16 protein-coding genes are annotated in these 16,180 nt (G+C 60.7%); 6 read left to right on the forward strand and 10 right to left on the reverse strand.

Annotation, left to right across the window (positions count from 1 at the left end):
- A partial coding sequence (locus ACRC1E_RS02130) for an isochorismatase family protein (RefSeq protein ID WP_438513457.1) occupies window positions 1-472 on the reverse strand: 472 nt, incomplete at its 3' end.
- A gap of 130 nt (window positions 473-602) precedes the next feature.
- Here ACRC1E_RS02130 and ACRC1E_RS02135 point away from each other — a divergent pair.
- Window positions 603-3,437 (forward strand): FAD-binding and (Fe-S)-binding domain-containing protein, encoded by a 2,835-nt coding sequence (locus tag ACRC1E_RS02135; RefSeq protein ID WP_438513458.1) that lies wholly within the window; start codon window positions 603-605, stop codon window positions 3,435-3,437.
- A gap of 63 nt (window positions 3,438-3,500) precedes the next feature.
- Here the strand turns inward: ACRC1E_RS02135 and ACRC1E_RS02140 are convergent, their stop codons facing one another.
- The 9 genes from ACRC1E_RS02140 to purM all read right to left on the reverse strand — a co-directional run bounded on the left by ACRC1E_RS02140 (window position 3,501) and on the right by purM (window position 11,971).
- Window positions 3,501-3,677, reverse strand: coding sequence for a hypothetical protein (locus ACRC1E_RS02140; RefSeq protein WP_438513459.1), 177 nt, complete (start codon window positions 3,675-3,677; stop codon window positions 3,501-3,503).
- 221 nt (window positions 3,678-3,898) lie between these two features.
- Window positions 3,899-5,143 carry a uracil-xanthine permease family protein gene (locus ACRC1E_RS02145; protein ID WP_438513460.1) on the reverse strand — a complete coding sequence of 415 codons (1,245 nt, stop codon included), beginning with the start codon at window positions 5,141-5,143 and terminating at the stop codon, window positions 3,899-3,901.
- 84 nt (window positions 5,144-5,227) lie between these two features.
- Window positions 5,228-5,860 (reverse strand): uracil phosphoribosyltransferase, encoded by a 633-nt coding sequence (gene upp / locus ACRC1E_RS02150; protein WP_438513461.1) that lies wholly within the window; start codon window positions 5,858-5,860, stop codon window positions 5,228-5,230.
- A 170-nt stretch (window positions 5,861-6,030) separates the two neighbouring features.
- Window positions 6,031-6,351 carry a Grx4 family monothiol glutaredoxin gene (grxD, locus tag ACRC1E_RS02155; protein ID WP_438513462.1) on the reverse strand — a complete coding sequence of 107 codons (321 nt, stop codon included), beginning with the start codon at window positions 6,349-6,351 and terminating at the stop codon, window positions 6,031-6,033.
- Between the two features lie 80 nt (window positions 6,352-6,431).
- Complete coding sequence (locus tag ACRC1E_RS02160; RefSeq protein WP_438513463.1) at window positions 6,432-7,787, reverse strand: chloride channel protein; 1,356 nt, start codon at window positions 7,785-7,787, stop codon at window positions 6,432-6,434.
- Between the two features lie 29 nt (window positions 7,788-7,816).
- Window positions 7,817-9,082 carry an RsmB/NOP family class I SAM-dependent RNA methyltransferase gene (locus ACRC1E_RS02165; RefSeq protein WP_438513471.1) on the reverse strand — a complete coding sequence of 422 codons (1,266 nt, stop codon included), beginning with the start codon at window positions 9,080-9,082 and terminating at the stop codon, window positions 7,817-7,819.
- Window positions 9,078-10,244 carry a DUF3108 domain-containing protein gene (locus tag ACRC1E_RS02170; RefSeq protein WP_438513464.1) on the reverse strand — a complete coding sequence of 389 codons (1,167 nt, stop codon included), beginning with the start codon at window positions 10,242-10,244 and terminating at the stop codon, window positions 9,078-9,080. The genes ACRC1E_RS02165 and ACRC1E_RS02170 overlap by 5 nt, the downstream gene beginning before the upstream one ends.
- A gap of 6 nt (window positions 10,245-10,250) precedes the next feature.
- The gene (gene purN / locus ACRC1E_RS02175) at window positions 10,251-10,889 is read right to left on the reverse strand and encodes a phosphoribosylglycinamide formyltransferase (RefSeq protein WP_438513465.1); all 639 of its coding nucleotides are present in this window, start codon (window positions 10,887-10,889) and stop codon (window positions 10,251-10,253) included.
- Between the two features lie 44 nt (window positions 10,890-10,933).
- Window positions 10,934-11,971: a phosphoribosylformylglycinamidine cyclo-ligase gene (gene purM, locus ACRC1E_RS02180; RefSeq protein WP_438513466.1), complete on the reverse strand. Its 1,038-nt coding sequence runs from the start codon at window positions 11,969-11,971 to the stop codon at window positions 10,934-10,936.
- 84 nt (window positions 11,972-12,055) lie between these two features.
- Here purM and ACRC1E_RS02185 point away from each other — a divergent pair, with 84 nt between their 5' ends.
- From ACRC1E_RS02185 to ACRC1E_RS02205, 5 genes are all read left to right on the forward strand, one after another.
- Window positions 12,056-13,141, forward strand: coding sequence for an AI-2E family transporter (locus tag ACRC1E_RS02185; RefSeq protein WP_438513467.1), 1,086 nt, complete (start codon window positions 12,056-12,058; stop codon window positions 13,139-13,141).
- 21 nt (window positions 13,142-13,162) lie between these two features.
- A complete protein-coding gene (gene hda, locus ACRC1E_RS02190; protein ID WP_438513468.1) occupies window positions 13,163-13,837 on the forward strand; it encodes a DnaA regulatory inactivator Hda in 675 nt (224 codons plus the stop codon).
- Window positions 13,831-14,508, forward strand: a complete 678-nt coding sequence (locus ACRC1E_RS02195) for an HAD family hydrolase (protein ID WP_438513472.1) — start codon at window positions 13,831-13,833, stop codon at window positions 14,506-14,508. The genes hda and ACRC1E_RS02195 overlap by 7 nt, the downstream gene beginning before the upstream one ends.
- Before the next feature lie 92 nt (window positions 14,509-14,600).
- A complete protein-coding gene (locus tag ACRC1E_RS02200) occupies window positions 14,601-15,467 on the forward strand; it encodes an ATP-binding protein (RefSeq protein ID WP_438513469.1) in 867 nt (288 codons plus the stop codon).
- Window positions 15,468-15,528: 61 nt separating this feature from the next.
- Window positions 15,529-16,180, forward strand: a 652-nt coding sequence (locus tag ACRC1E_RS02205) for an NUDIX domain-containing protein (protein WP_438513470.1), incomplete at its 3' end; no start/stop codon positions are given.

Raw genomic sequence — 16,180 nt, forward strand, 5'->3', positions numbered from 1 at the left:
GCACCATTTCGCGGCTGACGAGGATCGCACCGGCGTCCCGCATTCGTTGCAGGCCCAGTTCCTTGTCGCTGTCGGCCCGGCTGCCGACGACATCGGCGACCACGAACACCTGTTTGCCCAGTTGCAGCAGGCCCAGCACGGTTTGCAGCACGCAGACATGGGTTTCCATGCCGCACACGACCACCTGCGGCCTGTCCAGCAGTTCGCGCGGCAGGCAGCCGGCGCTGACGCAGGAGAAGTGCAGTTTCCCGACCACTTGGGCGGCGGGAGCCGCTGCCAAGAGTTCGGGCAGGGTGTGGCCCAGGCCTTGCGGATATTGTTCGGAAAACACCACCGGCAGGCCGTTGTCGTGCGCCACGCCCAAGAGCCAGCGGGCGCGGGCAATCAGCAGTTCGGCGCCGGCAATGGCGGGAGTAAGCTTGCCCTGTATGTCGACCACCAGCAAAGTGGCCTTGTCCTTGTGTATCAGCATGTGCACGCTTTCCTTGATGGTTGCGGTACATAGCATAATCCATAGTCATAGTTAGGGCATCCCCGAATAGGGAAAGTGTCGATGCTATGCCACAATGGCATAATTTTATCGACTTGATGGAGAGGCTCGCATGTTGCCTGCCGCTTACCAAACCTTTGTCCGGCGCATCAGCGGGCGCATCGATGCGCGGCGCATTTATACCGACCCTTTGTCCACGCTGGCCTACGGTACCGATGCTTCCTGCTACCGGCTGACACCCAAGGTGGTGATACGCACTCACAATGAGGCCGAGGTGCAGTTCCTGCTGGCCGAGGCCGCCGCGCTGGCGCTGCCGCTGACCTTTCGTGCCGCCGGTACTTCGCTGTCGGGGCAGGCGGTCAGCGATTCGATTCTGCTGGTGGCGGGCGAGGCGTGGAATGCGCTGGAAGTGCTGGATGACGGTGCCGCCATCCGCCTGCAACCGGGCGTGCTGGGCGGGGCTGCCAATATGGCTTTGCTGCCCTATGGGCGCAAGATAGGGCCGGACCCGGCCACCATCAATGCGGCGATGATAGGCGGCATCGTCAACAATAATTCAAGCGGAATGTGCTGCGGCACGGCGCAGAATAGTTACCGCACCATCCGCAGCCTGCGCCTGATTCTGGCCGACGGCACTTTGCTGGATACGGCAGATGAAGGCAGTGTGGCCGCGTTTCGCGTTAGCCATGCGGCCTTGCTGGACGGGCTGGATGCGCTGGCGGCGCGGGTCAGGGCGGACGAGGAGCTGGCGGCCAAGATAGGACGCAAGTTCAAAATGAAGAACACCACCGGCTACAGCCTGAATGCGCTGGTGGACTATGCCGACCCGCTGGATATTCTGCTGCACCTGATGGTGGGCAGCGAGGGGACGCTGGCCTTCGTGTCCGAGGTGGTGTACCGCACCGTGCCCGAGTTTGCCCACAAGGCATCGGCGCTGGTGTTCTATCCCGATATTGCCTCGGCCTGCGCCGCGATCGCGGTTTTGGCCGGGCACAAGGAGCAGGTGGCGGCGGCCGAGTTGCTGGACAGGGCCAGCCTGCGCTCGGTTGAAAACAAGGCCGGGGTGCCGGACATGATACGCAGCCTGCCCGATGCGGCGGCGGCCATCCTGATCGAAACCCGCGCCGGAGACGCCGCCAGCTTGCAGGCGCAGGTGGCGGCCATCGTGGGCTATCTGGCACCCTTTGCCAGCCTGTCGCCGCTTGCATTCAGCAGCGATGCGGCCGAAACCACGCGGCTATGGAATATCCGCAAGGGCATGTTCCCCAGCGTCGGGGCGATGCGCGCGGCCAACACCACGGTGATTATCGAGGATGTGTTATTCCCGATAGAACATCTGGCCGCAGGCACGCTCAAGCTGCAGGCGCTGTTTCAGCGCTACGGCTATCACGAGGCGATTATTTTCGGCCATGCGCTGGAGGGCAATCTGCACTTCGTGTTTACCCCCGATTTTTCCGGGCCGGCTGAAGTCGGGCGCTACGAGGCTTTTCTGGCCGATGTGTGCGCGCTGGTGGCGGTGGAATACGAGGGCGCGCTCAAGGCCGAGCACGGCACCGGGCGCAATATGGCACCCTTTGTCGAGCTGGAATGGGGCGCGACTGCGTACCGGGTGATGCAGGAAATCAAGGCGCTGTTTGATCCGGCCGCCATCCTCAATCCCGATGTGATTTTGTCGCAGGACAAGCTGTTGCATGTCAAAAATCTCAAACCGATGCCCAGCGCCGACCCCATTATCGACAAGTGTATCGAGTGCGGATTTTGCGAGGCGCAATGCCCCAGCCGCGCGCTGACGCTGACCCCGCGCCAGCGCATCGTGGCCCGGCGCGAGATCGCGGCGCTGGGGGCCGCAGGCACGGCGCCGGCGGCCTTGCAGGAACTGGAGGCGCGCTATGTCTATGCCGGTGAAGAAACCTGTGTTGCTTGCGGCTTGTGCGAGACGGCTTGTCCGGTCGGTATCAATACCGGCAAGCTGACCTTGCAACTGCGTGCCGCTGCGCTTGGCACCGGCCAGCAAAAAATGGCGGCGACGCTGGCGCAGCATTACGACACGGCGAGCGCCGGTGCGCGGCTGGGCTTGCGCCTGCTCGCGGGTGTGCAAGTCGTGGCGGGCGAGGGCGGTACCGCGGCCTTGATGCAGGGCCTGCGCCGCGTGTTCGGCGCGCGTGTGCCGCACTGGTCGCGCCATTTTCCGCGTGGCGCCGGGCGCTTTGAGGCTTTGCCCGGCCAGACGGGCAGCGTGCGCAAGGTGGTCTATCTGCCATCCTGCCTGACGCGCACCTTTGTACCGTCGGCGGCGGCGCCGGATGCGCGGCCGGTGAATCAGGTGGTGGCGTCGGTGCTGGCCAAAGCCGGTTACGAACTGCTGTATCCGCCGGCCTTGAACGGACTATGCTGCGGCACGCCGTTCTACTCCAAGGGTGCGCTGGAGGCGGCTGCGGGCAAACTGGCCGAGGTCGAAGCGGCCTTGCTGCAAGCCAGCGACAACGGCCGCTGGCCGGTGATTATCGACAATGGCGTGTGTACGGCGGCGCTGCTGGACGGGGTCAAGGATAGCCGGCTTAAGCTCTACGATGTGACGCGCTTCGTGCATGAAGTGGCGAGTGACTATCTGGCATTCACCCCCGGGCAGGAGGATGTGGCGCTGCATGTGGTGTGTTCGATGCGTAAAAGCGGGCAGGCGGCGATGCTGGAAGCGCTGGCGCGACGTTGTGCCAGCAAGGTGACGGTACCGGGCGGCGTGACTTGTTGCGGCTTTGCCGGCGACAAGGGCTTTAGCCATCCGGAACTCAATGCGTCGGCGCTGAAGGAATTGCGCCCTCAGGTCGCGCATTGCAGCGCCGGCTATTCCAATAGCGCGACCTGCGAGATCGGCCTGTCCGAGCATTCCGGCCTTGATTACCAGCATTTGATGGTGCTGGTGGACAAGGTCACGCGGGCCGCCTGCTAGCCGCAGCAAATGCAAAAACGGCAAGGCGCAAGCCTTGCCGTTGATCTTTGCCGCAGCGTGAAATTAGCGCAGATTAAACGGCGAGTTCTGGTAAAACGGATTGAAGGGCGAAATACGCGGGGTATCGTCCTTGCCCTTGCGAAACTGCGGGCGCAGGCCGCCGCTGATAAAAGCGATGGCGCCACCGATGAGCGGAAGTACAAAGAAATAAAGCAGTACGCCAGCCAAAATGATAGTCATGTTTGTTCTCCAATGTTTGCGACGATTATCCGTTTTAAAACAGCTGTTTGTCGTTCAATTGGCAGACATGATTGGCCAGCGGTGCGACATGGGGACGGTGGGGCCCGGGATCGGGGACTCGGGATCCGTAGCGTTTGACGAGGCCTGCTTTGGTCGTGACGCTGAACCCGGTTCCCGGTTCCCGGTTCCCGGTTCCCGGTTCCCGGTTCCCGGTTCCCGTATCAGATATCCCGTCCTTCTTCTATGCCTTCATGGCTGGGCGATTCGCTAGGCAGTACCAGATTCAGGATGATGGCCAGTACCGAGCACAGACCGACGCCGACCAGGCTGAAGGAGCCGATTTTAAGTTCCAGTGCGCCGATGCCGGCGGTCAGCACCACCGAGATAATCACCAGATTGCGCGGCTGCATCAGGTCGACCTTGGCTTCGATCAGGGTCTTGAGGCCCAGCGAGGCGATGGTGCCGAACAAGAGCACCATGATGCCGCCCATGACCGGCATCGGGATGGACTGCAGCAAGGCGTTGAACTTGCCGAAGAAGGCCATGCAGATCGCGAAGATCGCCGCCCAGGTCATCACGCGCGGGTTGAAGTTGCGGGTAATCATCACCGCGCCGGTCACTTCGGCATAGGTGGTTACCGGCGGGCCGCCGACCATACCGGCGAAGCACACGCCCAGACCGTCGCCGGCCAGGGTGCGGTGCAGGCCCGGGGTCTTGGTGTAGTCCTTGCCGGTGACGCCACCAATGGCCATGACGCCGCCGATATGCTCGATCGCCGGGGCAATCGCCACCGGCAACATAAACAGCGCGGCCGCCCAGTTGACTTCAGGGGTGTGGAACTGGGGAATGGCGAACCACGGTGCATTGGCGATCTTGTCAAAGTCGACCATGCCCATAAAAGCCGCCACGATATAACCGACGGTGACGCCGGCGAGGATGGGCACCAGACGGAACATGCCGCGTGCGAAGATGGAGACGATGATGGTGGTGGTCAGCGAGATGGCTGCCAGCATCAGCGAGCTGTCGTAAGGCATCACCTGTGCGCCGCCGGCACGACCCATCGCCATATTCGATGCGGCACCGGCAACCGACAGACCGATGATCATGATCACCGGGCCGATTACCACCGGCGGCAGCAGGCGGTTGACCATCGCCATGCCGCGCCAGCGCACGATGGCGGCGACGATGAAATACATAAAGCCGGCACAGAACAGGCCGAACATGGTGGCGCCCATGCCCCAGGTCTGCATCGAATAGATGATGGGGCCGATAAAGGCGAAGCTGGAACCCAGAAAAATAGGCACCGAGAAGCCGGTGACAATCTGGAACATCAAGGTGCCGACACCGGCGCCGAGCAGGGCCATGGCCGGATTCAGCCCGGTGAGCAGTGGTACCAGCACCAGTGCGCCGAAGGCGACAAACAGAATCTGCGCCCCCGAGACGGCCTGCTTTAAGTGTTGAAACATGTTTTCCCCTTTTATTGTGTAATGGTGGCTCTCAAAAAAACGCCGCCCGGTAAACGTGGCGGCGTTTTGTCGATTGCTGTCTTGTCAGGCGTGCTTGGTGCCGAATATCTTGTCACCGGCGTCGCCCAAGCCCGGGATGATATAGCCGTGTTCGTTCAGGTGGCTATCGAGCGAAGCGGAGTAGATCTGGACATCAGGGTGGGCATCGTTGACTGCCTTGACGCCTTCGGGGGCGGCAACCATCACCACCGCCTTGATCGTCTTGCAGCCCTTGCGCTTCAGCAACTCGATGGTGGCATTCATCGAGCCGCCGGTGGCCAGCATCGGATCGATGATGATGGCGATGCGCTCGTCCAGACTATCGACAAACTTGTCGAAGTAGGACACCGGCTCCAGCGTTTCTTCATTGCGGGCGAGGCCGACCACGCTGATCTTGGCCGATGGCACCAGATCAAGCACGCCATCCAGCATGCCGATGCCGGCGCGCAGAATAGGCACGACGGTTACTTTTTTGCCCTTGATCTGCTGGATATCGATCTTGCCGCACCAGCCATCTATCACTACGTTTTCCAGCTCGAAGTCGCGGGTGGCTTCGTAAGCCAGCAAGCGGGCCAGTTCCTGGGTCAGCTGGCGGAACTTCATGGTGCTGATGTCGCCTTCGCGCAGTAGACCGAGCTTGTGCTGTACCAGCGGATGCTGGACGACGGTGATATTCATGATCTGCCCTTGAGAAAAAGCTGCCGTTCCGCCTCCGCAGAGAGCGGGCAGGGAAAGACAGCTTTCGATGTGCAAAACCGGCTGCGCAGGGGCAGCCGGTTGGATGGCAGTGATTCTAACGCAATTTATACCTTAAAATCTACGCTTGTATGGCATGAACTGCGTGGACTTTACTCGGCTGCAATACCTTCCAGCATTTTTTGCAGCTCACCATTCTGGTACAGCTCGGTCATGATGTCCGAGCCGCCGACGAATTCGCCCTTGATGTAGAGCTGCGGAACGGTAGGCCAGCTGGAGAAATCCTTGATGCCCTGACGGATTTCCGGGTCCTGCAACACGTCGATGGCGGCAAACTTGGCGATACCGCAGGCCTTGATGATTTGCACTGCGCGAGCCGAAAAGCCGCACTGCGGGAAGGTCGGCGAACCCTTCATGTAGAGTACGACAGGGTTGCTGGTGACGGTTTCGCGTATGGTTTCCTGAATCGACATGGTCATGGGTCCTTATGGTGTTGTTTGCTCAATACCCGAGCGAATCGATGGGTTATTCTAATTAATGTTGTGGGTTGCGGTCAATTTTGTGTGGCCGCGGGTGCGGGCCTGAGCGTTTTGAGCAGCATTCTGGCCTGGGCATCATACAGCGAATGGCGGTTGATCAGCCGGGATACGCCGGCGGCAATCAGCGCCGAGGCCATCAGCGGAATCAGCATGGTCGACGAGTCCGTCATCTCCATCACGATCACAAAGCCGGTGACCGGTGCCCGGGTCATGCCGGCAAAGTAGGCGACCATGCCCAATAGCACCACCGCCGTTTCCGGCTGGGCCGGCATCAGCTGCGCGACATTCAGGCCGAAGCCGGCACCCACTGCCAGTGCCGGCGCGAAAATTCCGCCGGTAGCACCGGACAGATAACTGAGCAGCATGGTGATCAGCTTCAGGATGCCGTAGCTTTCCAGCCCTGCGGTGTGGCCTTCGATAATGTCACGGGCGCGGAAATAGCCGGTGCCGAAGGTCATGCCGTCGCTGGCGATGCCGATAGCGGCGATGATCAGGCCACAGGCGATAGCGAACAGCACTGGAGAAAAGGCACGCGCTTTGGACAGCGGGCCCGGCAGAAAGCTGGAAATCCCCAGAATGATGCGTGCGCTTAGTCCGCCCAGTACACCGCCGATGATGCCGGTGATGGCAATCGGAATCCAGCCGCTGAGAAAGTGCATCGAGGCGGACGCCGTTCCGAAATAGCTGTAGTTGCCCAGAAAGGCATAGGCGGTCAGGCCGGACAGGATGACCGACAGCAGGATGGTCGAGCTGGCCTTCTGGTCGAAAGTGCGGCCCATTTCTTCGATGGCAAACACGATGCCGGCCAAGGGCGCATTAAAGGCTGCCGCCACACTGGCGGCACTGCCGGCCAGAATCAGGCCGCGCCCATAACCGAAGTGGCCGATGCCCGACTTGCCCAGCCGGTATTTGATGGCGGCACCAATCTGGACAATGGGGCCTTCGTAGCCGAAAGTCGCACCCGAACCAATGCCCAATAGCGTAAGGAAAATCTTGGATACCGCTACCTTGAGTGTCAGGAAGCGCTCGCGCAGCAGTCCTGCCTCGGGCTCCAGCGCCGCAATACACTGCGGAATGCCGCCGCCGCCGGTGCCCACCAGTACATAGCGCGACAGATAGACCGACAGCCCCAGCCCCAGCGGGGTGATCAGCAAGGCCCACCATGGCGAATGATCATAGATGGTGAAAAACAGCGTGTGCAGCCAGTGGCTGCCCACGCCAAACAATACCGCCACCAAGCCGATCAGGATTGCCGATACCCACAACTCCATCCGCCTTTGCCATAGCCGCACGGTCAGGAACAAAAAACGCATACGCCGCGACATGCGATGGCTGCGCACGGCAAATGTAGGCGTAGAAGAGCGGGACATGGCTGGCTTTCGGTTGGTTGAGGGCTTGCTTACTCGCTGACGACGCTGGCGTTGCGGGTCAGGATGGCGGCAAAGAAGCCGTCGGTCTGGTGCACGGCAGGGTTCAGTTGCAGTACATCACCGGTGTCCAGCGGGATCTTCATCTCGGCCAGCACGGTCGAGGCCGGCACCAGAACGAAATCCGGATGGCTGGCCAGAAAGGCGTTCACGATGTCCATGTTTTCCTGCGGCAGCAGGCTGCAGGTGGCGTAAACCAGTCGCCCGCCGACGGTGACCATGCGCGAGGCCGAGGCCAGAATGGAGGCCTGCTTGACGTTCAGCTCGGCCACGCTTTCCGGACTCTGGCGGTATTTGAGGTCGGGGTTGCGGCGCAGCGTACCCATGCCGGAGCAGGGGGCATCCACCAGCACGCGCTGTGCCTTGCCGGCCAGGCGCTTGACCCGGGTATCGTTCTCGTGCGCGATCAGGGTCGGATGCACATTGGACAGCCCCGAGCGTGCCAAGCGCGGCTTGAGGTTGGCCAGGCGCTTTTCCGACACGTCAAAGGCGTATAGACGGCCGCTATTGTGCATTTGTGCACCCAGCAGCATGGTCTTGCCGCCGGCGCCAGCGCAGAAGTCCACCACCATTTCGCTGCGGCGGGCACCGGTAATCAGCCCCAGCAGTTGGCTGCCTTCGTCCTGCACTTCAATTACACCCTGCATAAACAGGATGTGCTTGTTGATCGCCGGCTTGCCCTTGAGGCGGATGCCGATAGGCGAGTAAGGCGTCACGGTGGCGTCGAAGCCGTCGGCGATCAGGCGGGTCAGCACTTCATCGCGGCGGCCTTTCAGGGTGTTGACGCGCAAGTCCAGCGGTGCGGTCTGCATCAGGCCGCGGCCCAGTTCGAGGATGCCGTCTTCGTCACGGTCGGTCATGCCGTCGATAACCCATTGCGGCAACTCGGCGCGCTGGGCGAGGGCATCGGGCATGGTGCGGCCCTTGACGTCGGCCAGCCAGATTTTTTCGTCTTCTTTCAGCCCGTCACCGCACTCCTTGAGGTTGGTGCCCCACAGCTTGGCCATTGCGGCCAGGAGTACATTGCGCGAGTTGGCTTTTTTCGGCGCACACAGGGCGCGCAGGGTTTCCAGACGACGCAAACAGGTAAAGCAGGCTTCGGCAATCACGTGGCGGTCGGTCGAACCCAGGGTGCGGTGCTCGCGGAACCAGTTGGACAGAATCACATCGGACGGGCTTTCAAAGCGCAGCATCTGATCCAGTACTTTGACTGTATGGTTGAACTGTAACGGGCTAATTTTCATTTTTTCTCATCTTTCTGGGCGGCAGCTTCCAGATGGGGCTGCCATCAATGTCTATTTGGTAGGCGCGCAATTCCAGCGATTTTTCGCGGTCTGCGCGCAGGATGCGTACCGGCAGGTTGGCAAAGTCAGGTGCCAGCCAGTATTCGTTGACATCGCCGTCTTTGCTGGCGCGCACTAGCGCAATGCGCATTTTGCCTGCCTCGGTATCGTAGTCGCTCTCGCCGGCCGCCTTGAGCGGATAGCGGTAGACTTTCTTGCCGGTGGTGATCTGGGTTGGCGTCTCGCCCAGATCCGCACCGTTCAGTGCCAGCTGGAAAGCGAGGCTCAAGACATCTTGGGCGCCATTCTCCAGCGGTGTGCTCTTTTCTTCCTTATCGCCATAGTCTAGACGCTGTGCGTCATGATCGAAGCGGGCATGCTCGCGCAGGGTATCGTTGCGAAATGCCTGATAGCTGTCCGGCTGCAGGCCCCGCTTGACGATGCTGCCTTGCGACAGGTAGCGCAGGGTGGGCCCGAACAGGCCCTTGATGCGGGCTTCTATCCGGTAGCGCCGGCCTTCGCGCAGCCAGCTTATTTCGCCGCCGCCTACCATGGCCGCGCCATAGTAAGCGTGGTAGAGCAAGGTCGCCTGATCCGGAAAACGCGAAATAGCCTCAGCCGGCTGCAGATAGCCGGAAGGCGTTTCAGGGCTTGCTGTTTGTGCGCTGGCGGCGCTGGCTTCGGCCAATTGCACCACCGGCGCACTGGCGGCCAATTCGGTCAGGGCTGCCATGGTATCAGCCAGACGCGGTTTGGGCATGATTTGTGGCGTGATCGCCAAGCGTGTTTCGGCTGCAGGTGCCGAGGACGGCAGCTGTTGCACGGCCGAAGCCTGCGCTTTGGCTTGCGGTGGGGCCTCTGCTTGCCCGGACTTGGGCGCGGGCGCTACCTTGGGCGTGCTGCGTACGAGCGTTGCCGTGGTCTTGGCGCTTGCTGCCTGTGTTTGCGCGGCGCCGCTTTCGCCTAGCTGCAGCTTTTTCAAACGCGCCGTCATCGGACGCAAGGCCTGCTCTTGTGGCGCATTCAGCGGTAACTGCCATGCTTCACCTGCCAATAGCAAAACATGGGCCAGCAGCGACAGCGCCAGCGCAAACAGCAAGGGACGCAGCGCGCGCATGGCGGCTTAGGGTTGGGGCGCGAGCAGGGTGCCGGCCTGCTGCGGTGACGCGTGCTGCCTGAGGACGCGTCCGGCGCGGATTTCTAGCTTGCCGGCCACGAAGTCGCGCACGGCGGCAGGGTAGAGCCGGTGTTCGATGGCCAAAGTGCGTTCGGCCAGTGTTTGTGCACTGTCGCCCGGCAGGATGGCCACGGCACCCTGTGCCACAATCGGGCCGTGATCGAGCTCGGCGGTGACAAAATGGACGGTACAACCGGCAAGCAGGCAGCCGGCATCGAGGGCGCGCTGATGGGTATCAAGCCCGGTAAACGCCGGCAATAGCGAAGGATGGACATTCAGCATCCGGCCTTCGTAATGGCGGGTAAACGCCGGCGTCAGGATGCGCATAAAGCCGGCCAGTACCACCAGGTCGGCATTGCAGGCATCGATGCGCTCGGCCAGCGCCGCATCAAACGCCTCGCGGCTGGCAAAGCCCTTGTGGTCGAGTACGACGGTGTGGATGCCGCGCTCGGCGGCCCAGGCAAGCCCGGCCGCATCGGGACGGTTGGACATCACGGCTGCGATGTGGGCACCGGGAATGCCGGCCTCGACAATGGCCTGCATATTGGAGCCGCGACCGGAAATCAGGATAACGATATTTTTCATGGGATGCCTGACGGGAGCGGCATGCGCCCCCGCCGTTTAAGTGCTTAGCCGACCTGAGTCTGGTGTTCATCACCCTGACGCGCATCGATACGGCCGATGCGGTACACGGTTTCGCCTTCGGCCGCGAGCAAGGCTGCCGCCGCATCGGCGTGTTCCGCCGCGACGATGACGACCATGCCGATACCGCAATTGAAGGTGCGATACATTTCCTGTGCATCGACATTGCCTTCATGCATCAGCCACTGGAACAACTTGGGCAGATCCCAGCTAGCCGCATCGATCTTGGCTACACAGTTGTCCGGCAAGACGCGCGGCGTATTTTCGGTAATGCCGCCACCGGTGATATGCGCCATGCCCTTGACCGGCAGTTCGGCCATCAGTTTAAGCAAGGGCTTCACATAGATGCGGGTCGGGGCGATCACCGCTTCACGCAGGGTCTTGCCGTCAACGAATTCGGCATCCAGTTGCGGCTGGGCGCGCTCGATGATCTTGCGTACCAGCGAGTAACCGTTGGAGTGCACACCGTTGGAGGCCAGCCCCAATACCACGTCGCCGGGGGCGATTTCGCGGCCGGTAATGATCTTGCTCTTTTCGACCACGCCGACGGCAAAGCCGGCCAGATCGTATTCACCAACCGGATACATGCCCGGCATCTCGGCGGTTTCGCCGCCGATCAGCGCACAACCGGCTTGTTCGCAGCCTTGGGCAATGCCTTTAATGACGTCGGTCGCTTGCGGTACATCCAGTTTGCCGCAGGCAAAATAGTCAAGGAAGAACAGGGGTTCGGCGCCTTGCACCAGAATGTCATTGACACTCATGGCAACCAGGTCGATACCGACGGTGTCGTGGCGGTTCCAGTCGAAAGCGAGCTTGAGCTTGGTGCCGACACCATCCGTGCCGGAAACCAGAACAGGTTCACTGTACTTTTTGGAGATCTCCACCAGTGCGCCAAAACCGCCGAGTCCGCCCAATACTTCGGGCCGCATGGTGCGCTTGGCAAACGGCTTGATGTTTTCGACGAGCGCGTCGCCGGCGTCAATATCTACGCCGGCATCACGGTAACTGAGGGACGTGGTATTCAAGATCGACTCGCTTTCTGCTAACGTGTTTGTTTTACTTCGAACTTTCGGCTGAACGAAAGCGCGGGTATTTTAACCGAATAGACGATGAAGCGCTCTCATTACTCCCTCATTCCTTTGCTATCGTCATTGGCACTGGCCATCGCCGTGTTCTGGCTGGTGTTGCAGCTGTCCAGCGTACTGACGCCTTTTATCGTTGCGGCCATCCTCGCCTATATCCTCGACCCCATGGTCGGTTATCTGCAGCGCCACCGTTTTTCACGTGCGCTGGCCTCCGGCGTGGTGATGCTGGGCGGCATGCTATTGCTGACCACCTTGCTGCTGGTGGTGGTGCCCATGCTGATCGAGCAGGGCCAAGCGCTGATGAGCCGGCTGCCGGCTTTTATCGACTTTATCCAGCACCGCTTCCTGCCATGGCTGGATAGCCGTTTCGGCATCAAGATCGTGTTGAATGCCGATAACTGGCGCAATACCCTGTCTACCCAGGGCGGTTTTATCCGCAAGGCACTGGAGCAGGTCTTGCCGCAGCTGACGCATGGCGGTGCCGTGCTGTTTAATTTTGTCTCCAATATGGTCTTGTTGCCGCTGCTGCTGTATTACTTTTTGCTCGACTGGGCGCGCATGTGCAGCTGGGTGGCGTCGCTGGTGCCGCGGCGCTGGGCAGACGATGTCGCCTCGGTGTCGGGTGAGCTGGATACGGTGCTGGGTGAATTTTTGCGTGGCCAGATTTCGGTCATGCTGATCATGGCCGCCTTCTATGGTGGCGGCTTGTTGCTGGTCGGTCTGGATTCGGGTCTGGCTATCGGGATGGTGGCCGGCCTTTTGGTGTTTATTCCGTATCTGGGCGCTTTTGTCGGCTTGCTGCTGGCGACGCTGGCTGCATTACTGCAATACGACACCCTCAGCGGCCTGTTTATGGTGTGGGGTGTCTTTGCCGCCGGCCAGACGCTGGAGAGTTTCGTTGTGACACCTTATCTGGTGGGAGAGCGCATCGGCCTGTCGCCGATGGCGGTGATCTTTGCCTTGATGGCATTTGGCCAGCTGATGGGCTTTACCGGCGTGCTGCTGGCACTGCCTTTGGCGGCGATTGTGCTGGTGTTGGGGCGCACGCTGATGCAGCGCTATTTCACGACACGCTTTTATCAGCGTAAAATCCCCCATCAACGCCCTTAACGTAAAGCCCAGACTGCAATTTTGGACCAACTCGTACTCGACCTTACACCGACGCCGCTGCCCGGCTTCGATAATTTTCTCGCCGAGCGCAATCGCGAGATCATTTCCGCCCTCACTGATACCGGGGGCGAACGCTTCGTCTATCTATGGGGTGAGCCCGGGTGCGGCAAGACGCATCTGTTGCAGTCCTGGATCGCCCATGCCGAGCGCACCGGGCGCGCCTCCATCTATCTGGATGCCAAGCAGGAACATCTGCCCGACTTCGCCCGCGAAGCCAGCTTTATCGCCGTCGACCATGTCGATGATCTGGCGCCGGACGATCAGATTACGCTGTTCTCCATCTACAACTCGCTCAAGGAATCGGGTGAAGGCCGTTTGTTGATGGCCGGCCGTTTGCCGCCGATGCGCTTGCCGGTACGCGATGATTTGCGTACCCGTCTGGGTTGGGGGCTGGTGTTTCAGGTCAAGGCCCTGTCCGATCAGGACAAGCTTGCCGCGCTTAAACAACATGCCGCCGAGCGTCAGCTGTCCATTCCCGACGATGTATTCCGTTATCTATTGACTCACTGGCGCCGTGATCTGGGCAGTCTGCTCGGTGTGCTGGATACGCTGGATCGCTATTCGCTGGCATTGCAGCGGCCGATTACCGTGCCGCTGGTGAAAACCCTGTTGCAAACAACCCGGTCTGAATCATGAATCTTGCCCTTTTTGATCTGGATAACACCCTGATTGCCGGCGACTCCGATGTCGAGTGGCCGAAATTTCTGATCAAGCGCGGCATTCTGGATGAAGCGCATCATGCGCGTCACAACGATTATTTTTACGCGCAATATCAGGCAGGCACACTGGATATCTATGAGTTCCTTGATTTTCAGCTGGAGCCGCTCAGCCGTTTTTCCCGTAGCGAGCTTGATGCCCTGCATGCCGACTATATGGATGCGCACATCCTGCCCATTATTCCGCTCAAGGCGCGCGAACTTGTTGCCGCCCATCAGGCAGCGGGCGACCGGGTGATGATAGTCACCGCCACCAACCGTTTTATTACGGCACCGATTGCCCGCGAACTGGGCGTGGAAGAACTGATCGCCGTCGAGCTGGAGGAGCTGGCCGATGGTCGCTACAGCGGCAAGCCGACCGGTACACCCAGCTTCAAGGAAGGCAAGATTACCCGCCTGAATGAATGGCTGGCGGCGCGCGGCGAGACGCTGGCAAGCTATGAACAGACCTTCTTCTATAGCGACTCGCGTAACGACCTGCCTTTATTGTCTATCGTCAGCCATCCGGTCGCGGTCGACCCGGACGCGGTCTTGCGTTCGCATGCCGAAGCGCAAGGCTGGCCGGTGATCAGTTTGCGCACTGCCATTTAAACAGGGCTGGCCGTGGGCCGGCTTTTTTTATAAGGAATTCTTTGCATTTTTGTGCATGAGAAAATAATAAGGCCACCGGCCAAAGGAGAACCATGGATAAGCTCAATGCCTTTCTGGAACGTGCCGAGGCACTGATCGCCCGGCTGGAGCCCTTGCTGCCGCCTGCCATCCCGTCACCGGACTGGACTGCGCCGGCATTTCGCTGGCGGCGTCAGGGTCTGGCGACCTGGCTGGAGCCGGTGTATACGCCACACGGCATGCGCTTGAGTGATCTCTTGCATGTAGACACACAAAAAGAATCGCTGGTGCGCAATACCCGTCACTTTCTCAAGGGGCGGCCGGCCAATAATGTGCTGCTGACCGGTTCGCGCGGTACCGGCAAGTCTTCTCTGGTCAAGGCGCTGCTGTCCGAGTTTGCCGACAAGGGCTTGCGCCTGATCGAGGTCGATAAGGTGCATCTGGCCGACTTGCCGCAAATCGTCGATTGTCTGGCTGGGCGGCCCGAGCGTTTCATCCTGTTTTGTGATGACCTGTCGTTTGAAGAGGGCGAAGACGGTTACAAGGCGCTCAAGTCGGCGCTGGATGGTGGTATTGCGCCGCGTGCCAGCAATCTGCTGATCTATGCCACCTCCAACCGTCGCCACCTCTTGTCCGAGCGCGTCAGCGAAAACCGCGATGGGCGTAGCCTGGATGGTGAAATCCATCCCGGCGAGGCCATCGAAGAAAAAGTGTCGCTGTCCGATCGTTTTGGCCTGTGGCTGTCGTTTTATCCCTTTGATCAGGATGCCTATCTTGCCGCAGCGGCTTCGTGGCTGGGCAGTTTCGGGCTGCCGTTTGATGGCCCGGCCGAGCGTGCCGCCCTGCAGTGGGCACGTATGCGCGGTAGCCGTTCCGGCCGTGTGGCATGGCAGTTTGCCTGCGACTGGGCCGGGCGCACGGTCAAGGAACGCAAACTGTAAGCCGGCTTGTCTTCTTCGCCCGCGCCGCCTGTTGCGGCGCGGTTTTCATTTCAAGAGTTGTATGTCTTCCTCCAAAAAAATTATTCCCGTGGTTGCCGGTGCGCTGATGCGTGCCGATGGCGCCTTTATGCTGGGCTCGCGTCCGGAAGGCAAACCCTATGCCGGTTACTGGGAGTTCCCCGGCGGCAAGGTCGAGGCCGGTGAAGGGCTGTTTGATGCGCTGGTGCGCGAGTTTCACGAGGAAATGGGGATTACCGTTACCGATGCGACGCCGTGGCTGACGCGTATCCACCATTACGAACATGCCTCGGTCGAGCTGACTTTCTTTCGTATCTGGGACTGGCAGGGCGAGCCGCAGTCTTGCGAGGGGCAAGCTTTCGCCTGGCAGATGCCGGGCCATGAAACCGTTAGCCCGATGCTGCCGGCCAATGGCCCCATCCTGAAATCCCTGTCCTTGCCGGCTTGGTATGTGCACGCCAAACTGGGTGCCGACGAGCCGGATGCGTGCTTGGCCACCCTGCCGGCGGCGGCTTTGCTTGTGGTCGATGTGCCGGATCTGGGCCGCGCAGCACTGGCGCGGCTATTGCAGGATCTGGCGCCACGGGTGCATGCACAGGGTAGTTTGCTGCTGGCCAAGGCCGATCCTGCCTGGCTTGCCGGCCTGCCGGTCGATGGCGTGCATGTGTCGGCCGACGTTTTGGCGCGGCTTGAGG

It is taken from the genome of Craterilacuibacter sp. (genome assembly GCF_051659485.1).
GTDB lineage: Bacteria > Pseudomonadota > Gammaproteobacteria > Burkholderiales > Chromobacteriaceae > Craterilacuibacter.